The organism is Pseudomonas sp. R4-15, assembly GCF_055768815.1.
In genome coordinates, this window is record NZ_CM147293.1 from 2,788,181 (window position 1) to 2,810,264 (window position 22,084).

The 22,084-nt window shown below is 65.5% G+C and carries 18 protein-coding genes; 10 read left to right on the forward strand and 8 right to left on the reverse strand.

The window, feature by feature from the left end; translation table 11 throughout:
- Positions 1–207: 207 nt before the first annotated feature.
- Both ACYRGX_RS13390 and ACYRGX_RS13395 read right to left on the reverse strand, forming a co-directional pair.
- Positions 208–897 (reverse strand): 3'-5' exonuclease, encoded by a 690-nt coding sequence (locus ACYRGX_RS13390; protein WP_473056689.1) that lies wholly within the window; start codon positions 895–897, stop codon positions 208–210.
- 2 nt (positions 898–899) lie between these two features.
- A complete protein-coding gene (locus ACYRGX_RS13395; protein ID WP_473052964.1) occupies positions 900–2,831 on the reverse strand; it encodes a putative nucleotidyltransferase substrate binding domain-containing protein in 1,932 nt (643 codons plus the stop codon).
- Between the two features lie 397 nt (positions 2,832–3,228).
- Between ACYRGX_RS13395 and ACYRGX_RS13400 the strand changes: the two genes are divergently transcribed.
- The 7 genes from ACYRGX_RS13400 (at position 3,229) to ACYRGX_RS13430 (ending at position 11,881) form a co-directional block, all read left to right on the forward strand.
- Positions 3,229–4,221, forward strand: coding sequence for an ABC transporter substrate-binding protein (locus ACYRGX_RS13400; protein WP_473052965.1), 993 nt, complete (start codon positions 3,229–3,231; stop codon positions 4,219–4,221).
- Positions 4,222–4,328: 107 nt separating this feature from the next.
- The gene (locus tag ACYRGX_RS13405; RefSeq protein ID WP_473052966.1) at positions 4,329–5,180 is read left to right on the forward strand and encodes an ABC transporter permease; all 852 of its coding nucleotides are present in this window, start codon (positions 4,329–4,331) and stop codon (positions 5,178–5,180) included.
- Positions 5,177–6,373: a quaternary amine ABC transporter ATP-binding protein gene (locus tag ACYRGX_RS13410; protein WP_473052967.1), complete on the forward strand. Its 1,197-nt coding sequence runs from the start codon at positions 5,177–5,179 to the stop codon at positions 6,371–6,373. Before ACYRGX_RS13405 ends, ACYRGX_RS13410 begins: the two co-directional genes overlap by 4 nt.
- Before the next feature lie 354 nt (positions 6,374–6,727).
- On the forward strand, positions 6,728–9,778 hold the full coding sequence (fdnG, locus tag ACYRGX_RS13415; protein ID WP_473052968.1) for a formate dehydrogenase-N subunit alpha: 3,051 nt from the start codon (positions 6,728–6,730) through the stop codon (positions 9,776–9,778).
- Positions 9,779–9,781: 3 nt separating this feature from the next.
- Positions 9,782–10,657, forward strand: a complete 876-nt coding sequence (fdxH, locus tag ACYRGX_RS13420; protein ID WP_473052969.1) for a formate dehydrogenase subunit beta — start codon at positions 9,782–9,784, stop codon at positions 10,655–10,657.
- Entirely contained in the window at positions 10,654–11,292 is a 639-nt protein-coding gene (locus ACYRGX_RS13425; protein ID WP_473052970.1) for a formate dehydrogenase subunit gamma, read from the forward strand. Before fdxH ends, ACYRGX_RS13425 begins: the two co-directional genes overlap by 4 nt.
- A 64-nt stretch (positions 11,293–11,356) precedes the next feature.
- The gene (locus ACYRGX_RS13430) at positions 11,357–11,881 is read left to right on the forward strand and encodes a glycine cleavage system transcriptional repressor (protein ID WP_473052971.1); all 525 of its coding nucleotides are present in this window, start codon (positions 11,357–11,359) and stop codon (positions 11,879–11,881) included.
- A gap of 9 nt (positions 11,882–11,890) precedes the next feature.
- On the opposite strand, the gene ACYRGX_RS13435 is transcribed toward ACYRGX_RS13430, so the two are convergent.
- Entirely contained in the window at positions 11,891–12,826 is a 936-nt protein-coding gene (locus ACYRGX_RS13435; protein ID WP_473052972.1) for a LysR substrate-binding domain-containing protein, read from the reverse strand.
- A 92-nt stretch (positions 12,827–12,918) separates the two neighbouring features.
- Here ACYRGX_RS13435 and ACYRGX_RS13440 point away from each other — a divergent pair, with 92 nt between their 5' ends.
- Positions 12,919–14,151: a cation:dicarboxylate symporter family transporter gene (locus ACYRGX_RS13440; RefSeq protein WP_473052973.1), complete on the forward strand. Its 1,233-nt coding sequence runs from the start codon at positions 12,919–12,921 to the stop codon at positions 14,149–14,151.
- On the opposite strand, the gene ACYRGX_RS13445 is transcribed toward ACYRGX_RS13440, so the two are convergent.
- The 5 genes from ACYRGX_RS13445 to rloA all read right to left on the reverse strand — a co-directional run bounded on the left by ACYRGX_RS13445 (position 14,148) and on the right by rloA (position 20,189).
- Positions 14,148–15,737: an argininosuccinate lyase gene (locus ACYRGX_RS13445; protein WP_473052974.1), complete on the reverse strand. Its 1,590-nt coding sequence runs from the start codon at positions 15,735–15,737 to the stop codon at positions 14,148–14,150. The two genes, ACYRGX_RS13440 and ACYRGX_RS13445, sit on opposite strands and share 4 nt — an antisense overlap.
- Positions 15,738–15,757: 20 nt before the next feature.
- Positions 15,758–16,996 (reverse strand): OprD family porin, encoded by a 1,239-nt coding sequence (locus ACYRGX_RS13450; protein WP_473052975.1) that lies wholly within the window; start codon positions 16,994–16,996, stop codon positions 15,758–15,760.
- A 136-nt stretch (positions 16,997–17,132) separates the two neighbouring features.
- The gene (locus tag ACYRGX_RS13455) at positions 17,133–18,122 is read right to left on the reverse strand and encodes an alpha-L-glutamate ligase-like protein (RefSeq protein ID WP_473052976.1); all 990 of its coding nucleotides are present in this window, start codon (positions 18,120–18,122) and stop codon (positions 17,133–17,135) included.
- A 4-nt stretch (positions 18,123–18,126) separates the two neighbouring features.
- Positions 18,127–19,653 (reverse strand): osmotic stress tolerance membrane protein RloB, encoded by a 1,527-nt coding sequence (gene rloB, locus ACYRGX_RS13460; RefSeq protein ID WP_473052977.1) that lies wholly within the window; start codon positions 19,651–19,653, stop codon positions 18,127–18,129.
- Between the two features lie 11 nt (positions 19,654–19,664).
- On the reverse strand, positions 19,665–20,189 hold the full coding sequence (gene rloA, locus ACYRGX_RS13465; protein ID WP_473052978.1) for a retropepsin-like aspartic peptidase RloA: 525 nt from the start codon (positions 20,187–20,189) through the stop codon (positions 19,665–19,667).
- Between the two features lie 209 nt (positions 20,190–20,398).
- Here rloA and ACYRGX_RS13470 point away from each other — a divergent pair, with 209 nt between their 5' ends.
- Together ACYRGX_RS13470 and prpB are read left to right on the forward strand one after the other, a co-directional pair.
- Entirely contained in the window at positions 20,399–21,103 is a 705-nt protein-coding gene (locus tag ACYRGX_RS13470) for a GntR family transcriptional regulator (RefSeq protein ID WP_473052979.1), read from the forward strand.
- Between the two features lie 47 nt (positions 21,104–21,150).
- Positions 21,151–22,038, forward strand: a complete 888-nt coding sequence (gene prpB, locus ACYRGX_RS13475) for a methylisocitrate lyase (RefSeq protein ID WP_473052980.1) — start codon at positions 21,151–21,153, stop codon at positions 22,036–22,038.
- Positions 22,039–22,084 lie beyond the last annotated feature (46 nt).

Genomic DNA, 22,084 nt, shown 5'->3' on the forward strand with positions numbered 1-22,084 from the left:
CAGATGTCGAGGGTGTCGGCAATATACCGACTCGCGTATTGGATGGTCGGCTAGGGACCGTTGACGTTCCCTAGGGCCTGTTGACGTTTCGTTCGCGAACCGCGGATGGACGCCCCGCGTTCTCGCCGGAAATGGCCTGCGGCTAGGCGCAGGCCATTTCTGGAAAAACAGGCAGCGGCGCGGCCGTGAACGAAACGTCAACAGGCCCTAGTGTTGATGCGCCTGGCGGTGACGCCGCCAACTCCCCAGGCGCGCCTGTAGCGCGGCGAGGTCGGTGAGGCCTTGGCGCCGGGCGTGGGCGAACAGCACCAGGGCCAGCTCGGCGGTCACCAACGCGTCGGCGCTGGCGTTGTGGCGCTGCGCGATGTTGAGGCCGAAATGGCGCACCCAGTGATCCAGTCCGGCGCGGCGCGCATTGCCTTCGGGACATAGCAGGGGAGCCACTTCGGCGAGATCGATGAACGGATGGCGCAGTCGCAGGCCGAGCGACTGGCGCAACGCGCGGGCCAGCACGCGCTGGTCGAAGGGGGCATGGAACGCCAGGACCGGGCTGTTGTCGAGGAACTCCATGAAGTCCAGCAGGGCTTCCTGGGGATCGCAACCGGCTGCCAGGGCGCTGGGCGCGATGCCGTGGATGAGTACGCTGTCGCCCAGTCGCGCGTCCCGCTGCAGGGTTCGCTCGAAACCGCCGCCCAGGTGGATCGCACCGCGCTCGATGACTACCGCGCCAATCGACAGCAACTGGTCACGCTGGGGATTCAGGCCGGTGGTCTCCAGGTCGAGGACGACGAGGCGATCCTGAAGCAGATCGTAGCTCTTGCTGACGGCGGGGCCGGGCAGGGCGGCGACGCGCTGGCGTTGTTCTGCGTCCAGGTGAGGGGTCGAGAACCAGGGCAGGTTCACAACTGATACCTCAATGCCAAGCTGGATTGCAGGCGTTGTGCCTGGCGCAGCGACTCGCGCAGGATGCGCCGGTCGAGGTGGTTGAGGGTTTCCGGGTCGATTCGATTGGACAGCGGCTGGCCGCTGCGCGCCTGCTGCTGGTGCAGTTGCATGCGCGTGGCCTGGATGAACTGATAGGCCTCTTCGAAGGCCGCGCCGTCCTGGGCCTCGATGACGCCGAGCTCGACCAGCCGATGCAGGCGCTCCAGGGTGTTGGTGGTGCCCACCCGATGGGCCAGGGCCAGCAGTCGTGCGCCGTCGACGAAGGGGGTGAGGCCTTGCACCTTGAGGTCGAGGGTGTCCTTATCCGCGCCCTTGCGGGCGACCACGAAATCGCGGAAGCGCCCCACCGGCGGCCGCTGGCGCAATGCGTTCTCGGCGAGCATGCGCTGGAACAGGCTGTTGTCCTCGATCAGTCCGAGCAGTTCGCCACGCAACTGTTCGCAGCCGCGTGGGTCGCCCCAGACCGCGCGCAGGTCGAAATAGATGCTCGAGGCCAGCAGGTTCTCCGGCGTGGCTTCGCCTACGAAGCCTTGGAAGCGCCGCGACCATTCCTGTCGCGACAGGCACAGCTCCGGGTTGCTGGCCATGATGCGCCCGCTGCACAGGGTGAAGCCGCAGATCGCCAGGCGTTCGTTGATGCCTTCCGCCAGCGGCAACAGCCGTGCGCGGGCGTGGGCGGCGCTGGCTGCGTCGTCCGCCTCGAAGAGCATGCCGTTGTCCTGGTCGGTGTGCAGGGTCTGCTCACGGCGGCCCTCACTGCCGAAGCACAGCCAGGTGAAGGGAATGCCCGGATCGCCCAGTTCCTCCAGACTCAGTTCGATCACGCGGACCACCGTGTGGTCGTTGAGCAGGGTGACGATGTGGGTGATCTGGGTGGCGCTGGCGCCGTGGGCGAGCATTCGCTCGACTAATTGATGGATGTCGCCGCGCAGGGCGACCAGCGTCTCCAGGCGCGGCGCATGGCGAATGGTGCGTGCCAGGTGGACCAGATCCATGCGTTGCAGGGAGAACAGGTCGCGTTCGGAGACCACGCCCGAGAGCACCCCATCGTCGAGCAGGCAGACGTGGGCGATGTGGCGCTCGGTCATCGCCATGGCGGCATCGAAGGCCTTGGCGCTGCTGGGCAGGCAGAAGGGATCGGCAACCATCAGCCGTTCTATCGGGCTCTGCAGGTCCTCGTCGGCGGCTACCACCCGGCGCAGGTCGCGCAGGGTGAAAATGCCACGTGGCGCCTGCTGGTCGTCCACCACAACGATGCTGCCGACGTTCTGCTCGTTCATGCGCTGCACCGCCTCGCGCAGCGGCGTGCCGGCGTGGCAGTGCACGGGCTGGCGCAAGGACAGCTCGCTCAGCGGCGCGTCCAGCGAATACTGGGCGCCGAGAGTTTCCGTGGCGCGTACCTGCATCTGCTGGTTGACCTGGTCGAGCAGGCTGCTGACGCCGCGCAGGGAGAAGTCGCGGAAGGGCGCGGACTGGGCGAACAGACGCACGAAGGACGATTTGTCGAGCAGCAGGCAGAAGGTGTCTTCGGCGGCCAGGTGTTCGGTGCGTGTGGCGCGCTCGCCGAGCAGGGCGGCGAGGGGGAAGCACTCGCCCTCGGCGATCTCGAAGGTCGTTTCCGTACCGCGCCGGGAGCTGTGCGGGCGCTCGCCGTGAACGCGCCCCTGCTTGACCACGAAGAAGTGCTGCACCGGGCCGTCGGCTGGCTTGATGATCGAGTCCCCCGCGGCATAGAAACGCAGTTCGCAGTGCTCGACGAGAAAGGCCAGGTGCAGGCCTTCCATTTGGTTGAACGGCGGGAAGCGACGCAGGTATTCCATGGTGCCCTGGACGTTCTGCAGCACCGCGTCGCGGCCGGCCTGGCTGGGGCTGTCCGCCTTGCTCATGGCGTGGCTCTCGTTGTTGTTCTGAGGCGCATGGTGGTCGGCCGGGCAACGGCGCGACATTGGACGTAAGTCTAGCGAGTGCTTTCACGAATGCTCGAGGTTCGGCGGCCTGTGATTTCTCGTGAAACTTGTTTTTTCTGCTAATTAATAAAAATTACCGTATTTCAGTATCTTCTGTAGGTTCGTGTCTTTCCTTATTGTTTGATGTGAAACGATTTATTCGTTAGCATTGCGTAATGCCATGTTCACATCACCTGATTCATCCCGCTTTTTGGGGCGCTCCCGCATTTGCGTCCCGCTCTTGGTGCGCCCCAGCGCGCACTGCCTCCAACCGCTCTGGCGGTTCTGCGGTCGCTCATGCGCCCGTCCAATCAGAGATCCCTAACAGGAGACGATAATGAAGCTGTCAACCACTCTGGCCAGCGTTCTGGCCCTGGGGGCGTCCAGCCTGTCGATAGGCGCGATGGCGGCCGACTGCGAAGTCGATCGCACCATCAATTTCGGCGGTATGACCTGGGAGTCCAACCTCATCCTCACCGATATCGAGCGCTTCATCATGGAGAAGGGCTACGGTTGCAAGACCCAGGTGCAGCCGGGCGAGGTGCAGCCCATCTACTCGGCGACCGAGCGCGGTGACGTCGACGTGATCGCGGAGGTCTGGTCGAACAGCTCCAAGGCGGCCTGGGAAAAGGCCGTGGCCAGCGGCAAGGTGAAGGCGATCGGCGAAGCCTACGTCGGTGGCGAGGGGTGGTTCATTCCACGCTATACCGCTGAGCGTTTCCCCGAGCTGAAGTCGCCCACCGACCTGCCCAAGTACAAGGACGAGTTCGCCGATCCGGAGGAGCCCGGCAAGGGCCGCTTCTACGGCTGTCCGGCGGGCTGGGGATGCGAGGTCACCAGTCGCAACCTGTTCAACGCGTTCAAGCTGGGTGACAGCTTCAGTCTTTACTCGCCGGGCACCGGTGCCGCGCAAAAAGCCGCACTGACCTCCGCCTACCGGCGCAAGCAAAACATCGTCTTCTATTACTGGTATCCGACCCCGGTGGTGGGTGGCATGGATCTAGTGAAGCTGGACATGCCGCCCTACGACGAGGCCGCGCATACCTGCAACACCAACGCCGACTGCGCGGACCCCAAACCCAGCGGCTATCCGGACACCCCGGTGCTCACCGGTGTGAACACCGACTTCGCCAAGGCCGCGCCCAAGCTGGCGGACTTCCTGTCCAAGGTGAAGGTGCCGCGCGAGCAGCTCGGTGAGCTGCTGGGCTGGTTCGACGAAGAGGGCGCCGAAACCGACGAGGCTGCGCGCCACTTCCTCGAAACCTATCCCGACGTCTGGACCGCCTGGGTCCCGGCGGACGTCGCCGAGCGCGTCAAGCAGGCACTCTGATCCTCGAGTGATAACCGCGGCCGCCTTCTACAGGCGGCCGTTTTAGGTTCTGTCGAGGTGTCACCGTGGGGCGACACCTCGACAGGTCCTCGCAGTCTGGAGAACCCATGTTTCCCGAATTCTTCTCGGCGCGAGACCTGCGCCACGCCATCGACGGCTTCGTCGAGCAGTTGGTGGTCAATTACGCGGATACGCTGGAGAGCCTTTCGCGGCCGTTCCTGCACGTCCTGGTGTGGATCGAACAACTGCTGCGGGGCGCGCCCTGGTGGTCCGTGGTACTCGCCGTGTTCCTCCTGGCACTGGCGGTTGGCCGACGCGTCGGCCTGGCCTTCGGCATGGCCGCGCTGCTGTGCGTGATCGGCCTGCTGGGTCTGTGGGACAAGGGTATGCAGACCCTCGCGCTGATGATCATGGCCACCGGCCTGTCGGTGGTGATCGGCATTCCCGTGGGTATCGTCATGGCCCGCGTGAACTGGTTCCGCAAGGTGATGCTGCCGGTGCTCGACGTCATGCAGACGATGCCCAGCTTCGTCTACCTGATCCCGGTGGTGATGCTCTTCGGCCTCGGCAAGATTCCGGCGATCATCGCCACGGTGATCTACGCCGTGCCGCCGTTGATCCGTCTGACCGACCTGGGTATCCGCCTGGTCAACGAGGAAGTGCTGGAAGCCGCGCAGGCGTTTGGCGCATCGCCGTTGCAACAACTGTTCGGCGTGCAGTTGCCGCTGGCCATGCCGAACATCATGGCCGGCATCAACCAGACCACCATGATGGCGCTGTCGATGGTGGTCATCGCCTCGATGATCGGTGCTCGCGGCCTGGGCTACGAAGTGCTCCTGGGCATCAACCGTCTGGAAGTCGGCCGCGGCCTGTTGGCGGGCCTGGCCATCGTCGTGCTGGCGATCCTCTTCGACCGTATCACCCAGGCCTACGGCAAGCGCCAGAAGGTGTCCCAATGAGCAAGATCGAAGTCCGCAACATCTACAAAGTATTCGGTCCCCATCCCAAGGCCTGGCTGGAAAAGGCCCGCGAGGGGATGAGCAAGCAGCAGATGCTGGAGAAGAGTGGCCACACCCTGGGCCTGCGCGACATCAGCCTGTCCATCGAGGCTGGCAGCATCTACGTGATCATGGGCCTGTCCGGCTCCGGCAAGTCGACGCTGATTCGCCACTTCAACCGGCTCATCGAGCCCACCGGTGGGCAGATCCTGGTCGACGGACAGGACGTCACCGCGCTCAAACCCAAGGAACTGGAGCGCTTCCGCCAGAAGACCATGAGCATGGTGTTCCAGCGTTTCGGTCTGATGCCCCATCGCAGCGTTCAGGAGAACGCCGCCTATGGCCTCAAGGTACAGGGCGTGGGGCGCGCCGAGCGCGAGGAAAAGGCGCGCTACTGGCTCGAACAGGTCGGCCTGGCCGGCTTCGAGAAGCAGTATCCCAGTCAGCTTTCCGGCGGTATGCAGCAGCGCGTGGGCCTGGCCCGGGCGTTGGCCACCGACGCCGAGATCCTGCTGATGGACGAGGCATTCTCCGCGCTCGATCCGTTGATTCGCCGGGAGATGCAGGACCAGTTGCTCGACCTGCAGGCGCGGCTTAACAAGACCATCGTGTTCATCACCCACGACCTCGACGAAGCCCTGCGCCTGGGCAATCGCATCGCCATTCTCAAGGACGGCGAATTGGTCCAGGAAGGCACCCCCGAGGACATCCTGCTCAATCCGGCCAATGACTACGTGCAGGCTTTCCTGCAGGACGTCAACCGCGGCAAGGTGCTCACTGCCTCCCACGCCCTGAGCGCTCGCCGACAGTTGACCCTGACCCTGCGTAGTCAGCCGGCGCATGCCCTGGCGCGCCTGCGCGAGCAAGGCCAGGACTACGCCCCGGTGCTCGATGGCAAGAGCCTGCGTGGCGTACTCACCCAGGGTGCCGCGCAGCGTGCGGTGGAGGCGGGGGCGCGGGACCTCTCCGGTTATCTCGACGACGTCGCCTCGGTACCGGCGGATACCGGTCTGGATGCCGTGCTCGGCCATCTGTTGCGTGAACGTCAACCGCTGGCGGTGACCGGTGACGACGGCGAGTTCGTCGGCTGGCTGTCGCGCAGCAAGGTGGTCGAACTGGTCAGCCCGCCCGACAGCGAAACACCGGCCTCCTGAGGCGCTATCTGCGAATGCCATGACCCCGATCAAGCGTTTGCTCCGGTCGGGTAATTGGCTCGTGGATAGTGCGGGAATAGACTGTGGCGCACTGACGCAGAAGGTGTGGCAAGCTCGCAGGTCCTGCGGCTCGTCGTCTGTTTCCGCCCCTGGCGCCCGCTGCGCCCGGCGCATCGATCCAGCCCCCATTCCGCTCGCATCGGCCACCCTCTGACACGGGCTGCCGTTCGTGCTTCCTCTCTCCTCGTCCGTCCCCGTGGCTCGCCATGGGGGACAGTCGGCGCGCGCCCGTTCGGTTCGCGTCGCTCACGCATCGCTCGGCGGCCCGCCGGGCTCAGACGAGGACCCGAACGCGTGGATATCGCCCGAAGACAGTGCTTCAAGTTGTGCGGCGCCGGTCTGGCCGGTACCAGCGTGGCCGCGCTCGGCCTGATGCCGAGCGTCGCGCAGGCGGCCCAGGTGCGCCCCTACAAGCTGCAGTGCGCGCGGCAGACACGCAACAACTGCACCTACTGCTCGGTGGGTTGCGGCGTGTTGCTGTACAGCCTCGGCGACGGGGCGAAGAACGCCAAGGCCAAGGTCTTCCACGTCGAGGGCGACCCGGATCATCCGGTCAGCCGCGGTTCGCTGTGCCCGAAGGGGGCCGGGGTGATGGACTTCATCAACGCCGATACCCGCCTGCAGTTCCCCGAATACCGCGCTCCGGGCTCGGACAAATGGCAGCGCATCGGCTGGGACGAGGCGCTGACGCGCATCGCCCGGCTGATGAAGGACGATCGCGATGCGCACTTCGAGGAAAGCAACGCCCAAGGCACCACCGTCAACCGCTGGCTCACCACCGGCATGCTCAGCTCTTCGGCGGCGAGCAACGAGACCGGCAGCCTGGACTTCCGCTTCCTGCGCGCACTGGGCATCCTCGGTACCGACTGCCAGGCGCGCCTGTGCCACGGCCCGACCGTCGCGGCGTTGGGGGGCTCCTTCGGTCGTGGCGCGATGACCAACAACTGGGTCGACATGAAGAACGCCGACGTCGTGCTGATCATGGGCGGCAACCCGGCCGAAGCGCACCCGGTGGGCTTCAAGTGGGTGATCGAGGCGAAGATCCGCCGCGGCGCCAAGGTCATCGTGGTCGATCCGCGTTTCAACCGCAGCGCCGCGGTGGCCGACTTCTACGCGCCGATCCGCGCCGGTTCCGACGTGACCTTCCTGATGGGTATGGTCAATTACCTGATCAGTCAGGACCAGATCCAGCACGACTACGTGCGCGCCTACACCAACGCCAGCCTGATCGTGCGCGAGGAGTTCGCCTTCGACGAGGGTCTGTTCTCCGGCTACGACGAGGCGACTCGACGCTATGAGCGCAGCAGTTGGGCCTACGTGCTCGACGAGCAGGGCCATGCGCTGCGCGACGACAGCCTGAGTCACCCGCGTTGCGTCTGGCAACTGCTCAAGGCGCATGTCGCGCGCTACACGCCGGAGCTGGTGGAGCGGGTCTGCGGCACCTCACGGGCGGACTTCCTCGAAGTCTGCCGGCTCTACGGGCAGGGCGCGGCGCCTGACAAGGCCGGCACCGTTCTCTATGCGCTGGGTTGGACGCACCATACCAACGGCGCACAGATGATCCGCGGCGCGGCCATGCTGCAATTGCTTACCGGCAACATCGGCATGCCCGGCGGTGGCGTCAACGCGTTGCGCGGGCATTCCAACATCCAGGGCTTCACCGACCTCGGCCTGCTCGCCAACCGTCTGCCGGGCTACCTCAACCTGCCCAGCGAAGAGCAGGCCGATCTCGCCACCTACCTGGCGCAAAGCACGCCCAAGGCGCAATTGCCGGGCCAGGTGAACTACTGGCAGCACACGCCGAAGTTCTTCGTCAGCCTGATGAAGAGCCTGTGGGGCGAACATGCCACGGCGCAGAACGGCTGGGGTTTCGACTGGCTGCCCAAGTGGGATCAGAGCTACGACGTGCTGGCTTACCTTGAGCGCATGGATCAGGGGCTGGTGAATGGCTACATCGTCCAGGGCTTCAACCCGATCGCCGCGTTCCCGGACAAGAACAAGGCTTCCCGCGCCCTGTCGCGGCTCAAGTACCTGGTGGTGATCGACCCGTTGCCGACCGAGACCGCGTCCTTCTGGCAGAACCATGGCGAGCAGAACGACGTCGATCCGGCGAGCATCCAGACCGAAGTCTTCCGCCTGCCTTCCGCCTGCTTCGCCGAAGAGAACGGAGCCATCGTCAACTCCGCACGCTGGTTGCAGTGGCACTGGGCCGCCGCCGAGCCGCCGGGCGAGGCCTGGCACGATGGCAAGATCCTCGGCCACCTGCTGGATCGCCTGCGCGCGTTGTACCGCGCCGAAGGCGGCAGGGGCATGGCGCCGCTGATGAACATGCGCTGGGATTACCAGGACCCGCTCGACCCGAGCCCCGAAGAAGTGGCGAAGGAGAACAACGGCTACGCCCTGGCCGATGTGCATGACGCCGAGGGCCGCCTGCTGCTGCGCAAGGGTCAGTTGCTCGATGACTTCTCCCAGTTACGCGACGATGGCAGCACCGAGTCCTTCTGCTGGTTGTTCGCCGGCTCCTGGACCGAGCGCGGCAATCAGATGGCGCGCAACGATAACGCCGACAGCGGCCTGGGCAACACGCCCGGCTGGGCCTGGTCCTGGCCGCAGAATCGCCGGGTGCTTTACAACCGCGCGGGGCTCGACCCCCAGGGCCGGCCCTGGGACCCGCAGCGTCAGCTGATCGCCTGGGATGGCGAGCGCTGGGGCGGGGCGGACGTCGCCGACTTCGGCGCCAAGCTGGCGCCAGGCAGTGAGGCCAACCCGTTCATCATGCTGCCGGAGGGGCTGGGCCGGCTGTTCGCCGTCGGTGCGATGGCCGACGGTCCGTTCCCTGCGCACTACGAGCCCACCGAATCGCCGCTGGCGGAGAACCCGGTGTACCCGACGGTGAAGCACTCGCCAGCGGCCCGCCTTTACGATGGCGACCGCGCCCGCATGGGCAGCGCCGAGGAATTCCCCTACGTCGCCACCAGCTACTCGATCACCGAGTTGTTCCGCCACTGGACCAAGCACGCTCGACTCAACGCCATCGTCCAGCCCGAGCAGTTCGTCGAGATCGGCCAGGCGCTGGCGGAGCAGAAGGGCATCGTCGCCGGTGACTGGGTGCGGGTGAGCTCCAAGCGTGGCTTCATCCGCGCCCGGGCGGTGGTCACCCAGCGCCTGCAACGCCTGCAGGTGGACGGGCGCACGGTCGACCAGATCGGCATTCCCTGCCATTGGGGCTACGAGGGCGCCGCGCGCAAGGGCTTCCTGGCCAACACGCTGTCGCCGGCGGTCGGTGATGCCAACGCGCAGACGCCCGAATACAAGGCGTTCCTGGTCAATCTGGAGAAGGTCTGAGCCATGCAAACCCAGGACATCATCAAGCGCTCGGCGACCAGCTCGCTGACGCCACCGCCACAGGCGCGCCGGCACGAGCTGGAAGTGGCCAAGCTGATCGACGTGACCACCTGCATCGGCTGCAAGGCCTGCCAGGTGGCCTGCTCGGAATGGAACGACCTGCGAGACGAGGTCGGCGAGAACCACGGCGTCTACGACAATCCCATGGACCTCTCGGCGCAGAGCTGGACGGTGATGCGTTTCGCCGAGGTGCAGAACGAGGCCGGCCGCCTGCAGTGGCTGATCCGCAAGGACGGCTGCATGCATTGCGCCGATCCCGGCTGCCTCAAGGCCTGTCCGTCGCCGGGCGCCATCGTGCAGTACGCCAACGGCATCGTCGATTTCCAGTCCGAACACTGCATCGGCTGCGGCTACTGCGTCGCCGGCTGCCCGTTCAACGTGCCGCGCATCAATGAGGCGGATAACCGCGCCTATAAATGCACCCTGTGCTCCGATCGTGTCGCTGTCGGCCAGGAGCCGGCCTGCGTGAAAACCTGCCCGACCGGGGCCATTCATTTCGGCAGCAAGGCCGACATGCGCGACCTCGCCGCCGAGCGCGTGCAGGAGCTCAACGGCCGCGGCTTCGCCGAAGCCGGGCTGTACGACCACGAGGGCGTCGGCGGCACCCACGTGATGTATGTGCTGCACCACGCCGACCGCCCGCAGCTGTATCACGGCCTGCCGCAGGACCCGCGCATCAGCCGCGCCATCGAGGGCTGGAAGGGCTGGATGAAACCTGTCGCCGCGGCGGCCTTCTTCGCCACCCTGGCCGGAGCGATCTTCCACTACGTGGGGCATGGCGCGAACGAAGTCGAAGACAACGAGGAGGAGGGCGCATGAAGACCGACAAGACGATCCTGCGCACCCGCTACGCGGACCGCCTGTGTCACTGGCTGATGGTGCTCTGCTTCATCCCGGTTGCGCTCTCTGGGCTGTCCTGGTTCTTCCCCTCGCTGCACTGGCTTTCGGGGCTGTATGGCACGCCGCAGACGGCGCGCATCCTTCATCCGTTCTTCGGCGTGGCGGTGTTCTGCGCGCTGCTGTTTCTCGGCCTGCGCCTGCTGCGCTACAACCTGCCGGAGAAGGGCGATGGCCGCTGGTTCGCGAATATTGGCCAGGTGCTTTCCGGCAAGCACGAGCAGGACCTGGAGATCGGCAAGTACAACCCGGGGCAGAAGCTGCTGTTCTGGGGAATCATGAGCCTGATCACCTGCCTGCTGCTCACTGGCGTGCTGATCTGGCGGCCGTATTTCGCGCCGCTCTTTCCGATTCCGGCGATCCGCATCGGCCTGCTGCTGCACGCGCTGGCCGGCGTTGCGCTGATGCTGCTGATCCTCGGTCACGTGTACCTGGCGATCTGGGTCAAGGGCTCGATCCCGGGGATGATCAGCGGCCGCGTTTCGCGCGCGTGGGCCCGCCAGCATCACTCGCGCTGGTACCGCCAGGTCACCGGCAAGGCCAAGTCTGCCGACTGACGGGAGCGTTCCCGGCTGCCTATACTCGGTTGAAGATGACCCATCGGTGAACGAGGAGTGGCACGTGGAACAACTGGTACTGAGCATCATCGCCACCGACCAGCCTGGACTGGTCGAGCGCCTGGCCAAGTGCGTGGCGGCACACGACGGCAGTTGGATGGACAGCCGCATGGCGCGTCTGGCCGGGCAGTTTGCCGGCATCCTGCGCATCGAAGTGCCCGCCGCGCAGCAGGCGGCGCTGCTCACCGAACTCGACGCGCTGAAGAGCGCCGGCATCCGCGTTCTCGTGGCGCCTGCCGGAGCCGCCCCGCTGGGGCCGCTGCGTGCGGTTCGCCTGGACCTGCTGGGCAACGATCGACCGGGTATCGTCCGCGATATCACCCGACTGCTCACCGCCCAGCGCGTCAATCTGGAAAGCCTGTCCACCGAAGTGATCCCGGCACCGATGAGCGGCGAACCCTTGTTCCATGCCGACGCCGCGCTGGCGGTGCCCGAAGGCCTGACGCTGGAGACGCTGCAGGAGGCGCTGGAAACCCTCGCCGACGAGTTGATGGTGGAACTCAACCTGCGCAGCGAGCAGGAGCACTGAGCGGCGAAGCTATTTCAGCAACTGTTGCCGGCGCCATTGCCTGGCCGCCTCCCGGGCCAGCTCGACGAAACGTTCCAGTGCCGGCGAGGCGCTTTCCCGGTGGGCCAGGGTGAGCGGCGCGGCCAGGCGCGGGTGGGCATCGAGAATCGGGCAATAGACCAGGCTGTCGCGGTGCAGCTCCGACATCGAGGCCGGCACCACCGACAGGCCGGCGCCCGAGGCGACCAGGCTGAGGTTGGTCAGCATGCGCTCCACCTCGAAGGCGACGCGGGGCTCGAAGCCAGCGTTGCGGCAGGCGCGCAGCAGGTTGGCGTACATGCCCGGCGCGCCGGGGCGCCGCACCAGGATCAGCGGTTCACCTTCCAGCACGCCTAGCGACAGCGCACGACCATCATCGTTGACGCGCCCCTCCAGCCGTGGGTGGTCGACCGGCAGCACCAGGCGCATGTCTTCGTTGAGCAGACGGTGGAAGCGCACGCCTGCGGGTGCGCCAACCGGGGCGCGGAGGATCGCCAGGTCCAGTTCGCCGCCGGCGACTTCGTCGGTCAGGCCCTGGGCATTGCTTTCGCGCAGGCTGATGAGCACCCCGGGATGATCCTCGCGGAAACGCCGGATCAGTCGCGGGATCAGCCCGTGGGCCGCAGCGGAACTGGTGAAGCCGATCGACAGCTCGCCTTCCACGCCCTGGGCAACGCGAGTTGCCCGGCGTGTGCCGCGTTCGACGCGAGCGAGGATCGCCCGGGCCTCTTCGAGCAGCGCCTCGCCGCCGGCGGTGAGGTCCACGCCACGCGGATGGCGACAGAACAGCTCGAAGCCCAGCTCCTGCTCCAGTGCGCGGATCTGCTGGCTGAGCGGTGGCTGCTGGATATTCAGGCGCGCGGCGGCGCGGGTGAAGTGACGCTCCTCGGCGACGGCGACGAAATAGCGCAGATGGCGTAGTTCCATGGACGGTTCCGCTGGCTGAATGGGATAGCATGGCGTACGACGAGGCGCCGGACGGCGCCCGGACAATAACAAGATTCCAAGGAGAGCCGGACATGCGTGTCCGATGCCTAGGCAACCGCACGCTGCAAATCGTGCTGGCGGTCTTCGCCGGCATCGCCCTCGGCGTTTGGCGCCCCGAGTGGGCGGTGGCGGCGCGTCCGCTGAGCGGTGTGTTCCTCAAGCTGATCGCACTGCTGGTACCACTGGTGATGTTCGTGCTGGTCGCGCGGGTCATGGCCGGGCTATGGCGCCGTGGCCTGGGCGGCGGCACGGCGCTGCGTGCGCTGGCGTATTTCCTGCTGGTTTCCTTCGTTTCGCTACTGATCGGAGTACTCGTCGGCTGGTTGCTGCAGCCAGGCAGCGGGCTTTCCCTGCCGTTGAGCGAAGTGCCGGCGCAGGGCCTCGACGACTGGGACGCGCTGGACGACGGCGCCGCGTTCTGGAATACGCTGCCCGGCAGCCTGTCCGGCGCGCTGCGGCAGAGCGTGGTGTTGCAGGTGCTGCTGCTGGGCATGGTATTCGGCGCCTCGTTATGCGGCCTGGGGCGGCTCGGAGCCTGGCTCGAAGCGCAACTGGAGCGGTGTCTGCGCGGGGTGCTGCGGTTGCTCGAGGGGCTACTGCGCCTGGCGCCCCTGGCAGCCTTCGGCGCGATGGCCTTTACCGTGGGCAGCTATGGTCCGGCGGCGGCATTGCCGCTGCTCAAGTTCGTGTTCTGTGTCTACCTGGCCTGCAGCGTCTTCGTCCTGGTGGTGCTCGGCAGCTTGCTGCAACTGTGCGGCGTGGGGCTCTGGCGCCTGATCAACTACCTGCGCGAGGAGCTTCTGCTGGTCGCTTCGACCAGTTCCTCGGTAGCGGCCTTGCCAGGCTTCATCGCGCGGCTGGAGCGCCTTGGTTGCCCACCGGAGATCGTGCGTCTGGTGCTTTCCGCCGGCTACACCTTCAACCTCAGTGGTTCCAACATCTACCTGGTGGTGGCGGCGCTGTTTCTCGCCCAGTTGGCCCATGTGGAACTGCAAATGGCCGACCTGCTCATGCTGCTGGCGGTGAGCCTGCTGACCTCGCTGGGCTCGACCAGTGTCGCCGGTTCGGCGTTCATGACCCTGACGGCCACCCTGGGCGTCTTGCACTGGGTGCCGCTGGAGGCGACCGGCCTGTTGCTCGGGGTCGAGCGCCTGATGAAAGCGCGCTCGTTGAGCAACGTGCTCGGCAACTGCGTGGCCTGCCTGGTGATCGCCCGCTGGCGCGGGGTGCTCGACAGGCAGGCCGTGCGCCGCGAGCTGGGCTAGCCGTCGATCAGCTTGTCGAAGGCCTTGTCCAGGTTCTTCTCGGCGTCACTCAGGTGCTGACGGCGTTCGCCGAGCCAGTCGCGATCGCGTTGCAGCGCCTCGCGCGCCTCGCCGAGCATGCGCTCGACTTCCTTGGGCTGCGGGCCGCCGATGCCGACGCGGCTGCGCACCATCGCCTCGGGTGACAGCGTGGCGCGGAAGCGCGCCTCGTCCAGCGGCAGCTGGGTGTCCTTCCAGTGGTACTTCTCCGCCGCCTGGGTGAACAGCGCCTGGGCGCGTTCATAGGGGAAGGTCTTGGGCACGTAGCCTTCCTTGCGCGCTTCGCCGACGATCAGCGAGGCGAAGCTGTGGCCGATACGGAAGGGCACGTGGTGCTCGCGCTCCAGGGTGTCGGCCAGTTCCATCGAGGTGGTCCACTCGTTCTCCAGTTCCTCCAGGGCACGCTGCGGGTTGACCACCAGCACGTCGAGCACCTTGTCCAGGTTGTGCAGCATGCGCAGCGCGGAGCCGTAGACGTCGAGGTCCTCGAAGGCGAACTTGTAGTCGGTCATCCCGGTGCTGACGTTGTGCGCGCGCAGGGTCACGCCATGGGCCAGGCCGATGGTGTCGGAGGCGGCCTCGCGGGTACGCATCAGCAGGCCGGGATTACGCTTCTGCGGCATGGCGCTGCTGGTGTAGGTGGCGCTTTCCTCGAGCAGCAGCCAGGGGCGGATCTGGTGGTACTGGGTGTGGATGTCACCGATCATCGCGCCGACACGTACCGCCGAGTTGGCGGCGATGTCCACCGCTTCGATGGGGATGTCGTAGGTGGATACCTGGCCGGCGTCCAGGGAGTTCTCGCGCACGCCGTCGAAGCCCAGCAGGTCGGCCAGGCGCTGGCGATTCAGCGGCCAGGCGGAGTTGGCCAGCACCGCGGTGCCCATGGGGCTCAGGTTCAGGCGCGGGTAGAGATCGGCAATGCGCTGGGCATCGCGCTCGAAGGCCGCGAGGTAGGCGAGCAGGTAGTGCGCATAGCTGATCGGCATCGCCTGCACGCCGTTGGTATAGGCCGGCACCAGGGTCTGCTGGTTGGCCTCGGCGAGCTTGATCAGGCGCTGCCGGGTGCCATCCAGGGCCTGCGCGTAATCCAGCAGATGGGTGCGCAGGGTAGCCAGACGGTAGGTGGCGTACATGTCCTGGCGACTGCGACCGGAATGGATCAGCGAGGCTTCCGGGCCGATCTCGTCGATCATGATCTTTTCGATCTGCAGCACGTCGCTGGGGCGCTTGCCGTCCGGTTGCCCGGCCTGGGTGAGCACGTGGCGCACGCCCTTGGCGATCTGCCGGCCCTGGGCGGGGGTGACGATGCCTTCTTCGGTGAGCATCACGATGGACGCCTTGTTGATCCGGTTGACCCAGGTGAACTGGTCGTCGATACCGCTCTTGGCCTTGCTCGGGGCGACGGTGGCGCCGATCTTTTCCGCCTGCGCCTTGCATTCGGCGGTGGTGCGGCAGGGCAATTCCGCGGTGTTGGCCGCCGCGGCGTTCTGCAGCCCGGCGGCGAACAGCGCGAGGCACAGCAGACTGGGTTTGAAGAGGTTGTGCATGGTCGGGTTCTCCGGTGGGCTCAAAGCAGCGGCAGGCTGTAGCTGAGGATCAGGCGGTGCTGGTCGATGTCGTTGCTACCGCGGCTGCGGTAGCTGCCGTTGCGCCATTTCACCGAGAGGTTCTTCAGCGCACCGCTCTGGAAGGCATAGGCGATGTCGGTATCGCGTTCCCACTCGTGGCCGTCCACGCCGCCCGGGCCGCTGTAGTCGTAGCCACGCAGATAGCGGGTCATGAACGACAGGCCGGGAATGCCCAGGGCCGTGAAGTCGTAGTCGTAGCGCAACTGCCAGGACTTCTCGCCGGGGTTGGCGAAGTCCGGCGAGAGCATCACGTAGTTCACCAGATAGGAGTTGGTGCCGTTGATGTGCGGGAAGCCGGTGTCCCCCTCCATCTGCTGGTAGGCGGCGCCGAACGCGTGGTTGCCCACGGCGAGGGTGAAGCGTGCGCCGTAGGCGCGGTTGTCGACGTTGCTGCTGCCGTCGCTGGTGGAACGGGCGTAGCGCAGGTCGCTCTTCAGCGCGAGGTTCTCGCCCAGCGGCAGGGTGTGCGCCAGGTTGAGGATGTGCTGGCGGTAGTTGTGCTCCAGATAGCCGTAGTTGTAAGCGGTGGTGAGCTGCTTGCTCCAGCGGTAGCTGGCGCTGGCGAAGTCGAATCGATCACTGGCCTGGCCGCCGCTGATGCCCTTGCCGGCGACGCTCATGTCGGCGTGGCCGCTGCTGTTGCGCAGGCTGTTGTCGGTGAGACGACCGGCGCTGAAGGTGAGCTTGTCGATGTCCCGGGAGACCAACTGGGCGCCGCGGAAGGTCTGCGGCAGCAAACGCGAATCCGAGGGCAGCACGGTCGGCAGTTTCGGGATCAGCGTACCGACCCGCAGCTGGCTTTCGGCGACCCGTAGCTTGGCCGTCAGGCCGAGCTGGCTGTAGTCGTCCGGCGCCTTGTCGTCGCCGACCGGCAGCAGTCCGGTATTTTGCCGTCCCGGACCGGAATCGAGCTTCAGGCCCAGCAGGCCGAGGGCGTCGACGCCGAAGCCGACCGGACCTTCGGTGTAGCCGGACTGGATATCGAGGATGAAGCCTTGGGCCCATTCGTCGCGCTTGGACTGGTTGGCACCGCTCTGCCGATAGTCGCTGTTCAGGTAGAAATTGCGCAGTTCCAGGTTGGCCTTGGTATCGGCGAAGAATTCGGCGGAGGCCGAGAGGGGCAGGAGTGAGGCGACGGCGCCGCCAGCCACGCCCAGGGCGAGGGAAGTACGTTGCATGGGTGGTCCCTGTCATTGTTGTTGTGATGGGGCGTGTTGGCACGCCCGACAGGGACTATAGGAAGCCAGGTATCAAATAGAAAATATATATGAAGTCTCTATTCGATATGTTTTGAATATGGTGTTGCCTGGCCGGTCAGCTCTGCTTGCTGGCCCCCACGTTACCGAAATGCTGCTGCGCGAAGCGCACGCGCTCTTCCGCGGTCTGCGTCTCGCCGCGCTCGGCAAGTTGCGCCAGGTGTGCTTCGACCACCTCGGTGCGCAGCGCCAGGCCGCAATCGTTGGCGATCTGGATGTTCAGGCCTGGGCGCGCATTGAGTTCGAGGATCAGCGGACCCTGTTCCTCGTCCAGCACCATGTCCACGCCGATGTAGCCGAGCCCGCAGAGCTCGTAGCAGCCGGCGGCCAGGCGCATGAAGCCGTCCCAGTCGGGCAACTGCACGCCATCCACGGCATTGGTGGTGTCCGGGTGCTTGCTGATCTTGTTGTTCAGCCAGGTGCCGCGCAGGGTCACGCCCGTGGTGAGGTCCACACCCACGCCGATGGCACCCTGGTGCAGGTTGGCCTTGCCGTTGGACTGGCGGGTCGGCAGGCGCAGCATGGCCATCACCGGATAGCCCATCAGCACGATGATGCGGATGTCCGGCACGCCTTCGTAGCTGATGCTCTTGAAGATCGGGTCGGGGGTGACGCGATACTCGATCAGCGCGCGATCGCGGTGCCCACCGAGGGAATACAGCCCGGAGAGGATGCTGGAGATCTGCTGCTCGATCTCGCTGTGGCTGATGATGCGTCCGGAGACCGTCTTGTAGCGGTCCTCGAAGCGATCGGCGATCACCAGGATGCCGTCGCCGCCGGCGCCCTGGGCCGGCTTGACGACGAAGTCGCGGTGCTCGCCGATGATCTGGTCGAGCTTGTCGATGCCTTTCTCGGTCTCGATGATCCCGTACAACTGCGGCACGTGGATGCCGGCCTCGATGGCGCGCTGCTTGGTGATGATCTTGTCGTCGACGATCGGGTACAGGCTGCGCTTGTTGTACTTGAGCACGTAGTCGGCATTACGCCGGTTGATGCCCATGATGCCCTTGGCTTCGAGTGCCTTCCAGGTCTTGATCAGGCCGAACATGGCGCTAGTCCTTGAGGAAGGCTTTGAAGCGGACCAGCTCGGTCAGCCGGTAACCGCGGTAGCGACCCATCGCCAGCATGAAGCCGACCAACACCAGCAGCACGGCAGGGAAGGTGAACACGAAGTACACGAGTTCGCGCACGTTCATGATCAGATGCGCGAGCGTCGCTGCCAGCAGCGTGCCGACGGCGACCTTGAAGGCGTGGCTGGCGCCGCGCTCTTCCCAGGTGATCGACAGGCGTTCGATGGTCATGGTCAGGATCACCATGGGGAACAGTGCCACCGACAGCCCGCGCTCCAGGCCCAGCTTGTGGCTGAACAGGCTGATCGCGGCGATCAGTACCACGACGAAGGTCAGCACCACCGATAGCCTCGGAAGCATCTGCAGCTTCAGGTGCTCCAGGTACGAGCGCAGCGACAGCCCCAGCGCGGTGATCACGGTGAACAGCACGATGCCGAAGCCCAACTGCGTCTCGCGGAAGGCAAGGGCGATCAGCACCGGGGTGAAGGTCCCGAGGGTCTGCAGGCCGATGAGGTTGCGCAGCACCAGGATCACCAGCACGCCGATAGGGATCATGATCATGATCTGGTAGGTCTGCTGGGTTTGCAGCGGCAGGCCGTAGAGCGAGTACTCGAGGAAGCCGACATCGGTATTGGCGTTGGTCAGCTTGGCCAGGCGGATGGCGTTCATCTCGCTGTTATCGAGGGTGAAGGTCACCTGCGCGGTGCGACCGCCCTCGATCGCCACCAGCGGCTCGTCGCCGGTCCACCAGACCAGGCGGTCGGCCGGCAGGCCCTGCTGGCCGTTATCGGGGTTGAAATACAGCCACTTCTGCCCGTTGTAACTGCGCAGCCAGAGTTCGGGGCTCTGTGCCACGTCGCTTTCCAGGCGGATGGTGTGCACGCGCTCCATCGGCACGTGGGCGATGGACAGCAGCAGCTCGATCACCGCGGCCTTGCGCGAGGGTGACGGGTCACCGCCGAGCAGCAGGCGCACGTTGTCGTCGTTGGCGTTGTTGACCCGGCGGATGGTCTCGCTGACGAAGGTCTCGACGTCCGCCGAGTGCTGGCGGATCGGCGCCAGCAGGGCTTCGGCGGCGATCTTCTCCGGGCCTTCGACCGGCAGGCTCTCGCGGTAGATCGGGCCCTTGGTCTGGGTCTGCTCGCCGCTGTAGCGCTGGGTGAGCACCAGACGGTAGTAGAGCGTTTGCGGGCCGCTGGCGCGACGCGCGGACCAGGTCACCCGACGGTTGCCGTCGGCCCGGTTGACGCTCACTCCATAGTTGTTGGAGATGAAACTCTCATTCAGGCTCAGGTAGCCGCCGTTCAGCGGCGGCACGAACATCTGGACCTTCACCGGCTCGCGGGAGTTGGCCTGGAATTCGACCTTGGCGTCGATGTTCCACAGGTTGTCGGTCTCGTCTTCGCTCACCGGAATGCCGATGACGAAGATCTGGTAGGCGGTGATGGCGATGCCGAGGGTCACCAACAGGGTGATGAGAACTTTCAGGTGCAGGGTCAGCGAACGCATGGACAGTCTTCCTAGGCGTCTTCGTCGGCGCAGTCAGGCTGGCCGCTGGCGAATTCGAGACTTGGATCGACCAGGGCGCCGAAGTCTTCGAGCGCGGCGGAGCCGATCAGCAACGGGTAGGAGAAGGCGCTACGGTCGGTGAGGTTCACCTCGATGACGCGCAGGCGCTTGCCCATGCAGACGCGCAGGTCGATCACCGGACGCGTCGAATAGCGTTTTTCTTCCTCGGGGTCGAAGTCGCTGGCGCGGCGCTTGATGCGGCTGACGCGCTGCAACGGACGTTCGATCGGATGTTCGTGGGCATCATCGATGGCCAGGTAGAAGCGTACCCAGCGCTCGCCATCGCGCTCGAAGCGTTCGATGTCGCGCGCGCTCAGCGAGGCGGTTTGGGCCCCGGTGTCGAGCTTGGCCTTGACCTGCAGGTCGAGGCCGGGCAGGGAGACGTTTTCATAGAGTCCGTAGATGGTCTTGTCGGCTCCGGCGAAGGCAGGCAGGGAGCAGAGTAGGGCGGACAGTGCCAGTAGCTGGAGTCTCATAAATCCTTTTTCTTTTCGCTAAGCGGCGGATACGACAGCCGCGCATTCTAGCACGCCGCGTTAGGTGACAAAGCGGCCAGGTTCGATGGCGTAATCGTCAGGGGTGGCGAAAGTTTCCCGAAGGATTGTCGACAATAGTCGTAACGGAGATTGACAGATGCGCCGCCCTTGCTAGGATTGCCTGCACCGAACAGCTTGAAGTGTCGACAATGAACTCGATCACCGAAACCGCAGTGACGGCGCCCAGCGAGTCCGGCACGCTCTCCGAGCATGTCTTCCAGCGCATCCAGGCGGCCATCGTACGCGGTGACATCGCTCCCGGCAGCAAGATTTCCGAACCGGAGCTGGCACGTACTTACGGTATCAGCCGTGGGCCACTGCGCGAGGCCATCCATCGTCTGGAAGGTCAGCGCCTGCTGGTGAGGGTGCCTCACATTGGCGCGCGGGTGGTGTCGCTGTCGCCGGAAGAGCTGATCGAACTCTACGAGATTCGCGAGTCCCTCGAGGGCATGGCCTGTCGTCTGGCCGCCGAGCGCATGGGCATGGACGAGATCGATGAACTGCGCCGTCTGCTGGACATGCACGAGCGTGACGAGGCGTTCCAGGCGGGGCGCGGCTACTACCAGCAGGAAGGCGACTTCGATTTTCACTACCGGATCATCCAGGCCAGCGGCAACAAGACGCTGACGCAGATGCTCTGCGGCGAGCTCTACCAACTGGTGCGCATGTACCGCATCCAGTTCTCCGGCGCGCCAAACCGGCCGCGCCAGGCCTTCAGCGAGCACCACCGGATTCTCGACGCCATCGCCGAGCGCGATGGCGAACTGGCCGAACTGCTGATGCGCCGGCACATCGCCGCCAGCAAGCGCAACGTGCGACGCAATCTCGAAGAGTCGCCGCCCCGGCCCCTGTGAGGCGCCGTCGACGACTTACCAGCGACCCTAAGTACAAGAGGTGAAGCATGACCCAGGCATCCGCCGGACAGCGATTCCGTGACGCCGTGGCCGCCGAACGGCCACTGCAGGTGGTCGGTACCATCAATGCCAACCACGCACTGTTGGCCAAGCGTGCCGGTTTCAAGGCCATCTACCTTTCCGGTGGCGGTGTCGCCGCCGGTTCATTGGGTCTGCCGGACCTGGGCATCAGCGGCCTGGACGATGTGCTCACCGACGTGCGCCGCATCACCGATGTCTGCGACCTGCCGCTGCTGGTCGATGTGGACACCGGATTCGGTTCCTCGGCCTTCAACGTCGCGCGCACCGTCAAGTCGATGATAAAGTTCGGCGCCGGCGCGCTGCACATCGAAGACCAGGTGGGCGCCAAACGCTGCGGGCATCGGCCCAACAAGGAGATCGTCAGCCAGCAGGAAATAGTCGACCGCATCAAGGCCGCCGTTGATGCGCGCACCGACGACACCTTCGTGATCATGGCGCGCACCGATGCACTGGCGGTGGAAGGGCTGCAGGCCGCCATCGACCGTGCCTGCGCCTGCGTCGAGGCCGGCGCGGACATGATCTTCCCCGAGGCGATGACCGAGCTGCCGATGTACAAGGAATTTGCCGCCGCGGTGGGCGTGCCGGTGCTGGCCAACATCACCGAATTCGGCGCCACGCCGCTGTACACCACCGAGGAGCTCGCCAGCGCCGACGTCTCCCTGGTGCTCTATCCGCTGTCCGCCTTCCGCGCCATGAACAAGGCGGCGGAGAACGTCTACACCGCGATCCGCCGCGATGGCACGCAGAAGAACGTGATCGACAGCATGCAGACCCGCGCCGAACTCTACGAGCGCATCGACTACCACGCCTTCGAGCAGCACCTGGATTCCCTGTTCGCGCAGAAAAAGAGCTAAGCAATCCTTTACCGCTTGCCTGAACCCAACAATTTCAAGAAACGGG

Bases quoted from the DNA above. Each gene is read 5' to 3' on its own strand.
- ACYRGX_RS13395 (WP_473052964.1), bottom strand. From the start codon at position 2,831: ATGAGCAAGGCGGACAGCCCCAGCCAGGCCGGCCGCGACGCGGTGCTG.
- ACYRGX_RS13400 (WP_473052965.1), top strand. From the start codon at position 3,229: ATGAAGCTGTCAACCACTCTGGCCAGCGTTCTGGCCCTGGGGGCGTCC.
- ACYRGX_RS13405 (WP_473052966.1), top strand. From the start codon at position 4,329: ATGTTTCCCGAATTCTTCTCGGCGCGAGACCTGCGCCACGCCATCGAC.
- ACYRGX_RS13410 (WP_473052967.1), top strand. From the start codon at position 5,177: ATGAGCAAGATCGAAGTCCGCAACATCTACAAAGTATTCGGTCCCCAT.
- fdxH (WP_473052969.1), top strand. From the start codon at position 9,782: ATGCAAACCCAGGACATCATCAAGCGCTCGGCGACCAGCTCGCTGACG.
- ACYRGX_RS13425 (WP_473052970.1), top strand. From the start codon at position 10,654: ATGAAGACCGACAAGACGATCCTGCGCACCCGCTACGCGGACCGCCTG.
- ACYRGX_RS13435 (WP_473052972.1), bottom strand. From the start codon at position 12,826: ATGGAACTACGCCATCTGCGCTATTTCGTCGCCGTCGCCGAGGAGCGT.
- ACYRGX_RS13440 (WP_473052973.1), top strand. From the start codon at position 12,919: ATGCGTGTCCGATGCCTAGGCAACCGCACGCTGCAAATCGTGCTGGCG.
- ACYRGX_RS13445 (WP_473052974.1), bottom strand. From the start codon at position 15,737: ATGCACAACCTCTTCAAACCCAGTCTGCTGTGCCTCGCGCTGTTCGCC.
- ACYRGX_RS13450 (WP_473052975.1), bottom strand. From the start codon at position 16,996: ATGCAACGTACTTCCCTCGCCCTGGGCGTGGCTGGCGGCGCCGTCGCC.
- ACYRGX_RS13455 (WP_473052976.1), bottom strand. From the start codon at position 18,122: ATGTTCGGCCTGATCAAGACCTGGAAGGCACTCGAAGCCAAGGGCATC.
- rloB (WP_473052977.1), bottom strand. From the start codon at position 19,653: ATGCGTTCGCTGACCCTGCACCTGAAAGTTCTCATCACCCTGTTGGTG.
- rloA (WP_473052978.1), bottom strand. From the start codon at position 20,189: ATGAGACTCCAGCTACTGGCACTGTCCGCCCTACTCTGCTCCCTGCCT.
- ACYRGX_RS13470 (WP_473052979.1), top strand. From the start codon at position 20,399: ATGAACTCGATCACCGAAACCGCAGTGACGGCGCCCAGCGAGTCCGGC.
- prpB (WP_473052980.1), top strand. From the start codon at position 21,151: ATGACCCAGGCATCCGCCGGACAGCGATTCCGTGACGCCGTGGCCGCC.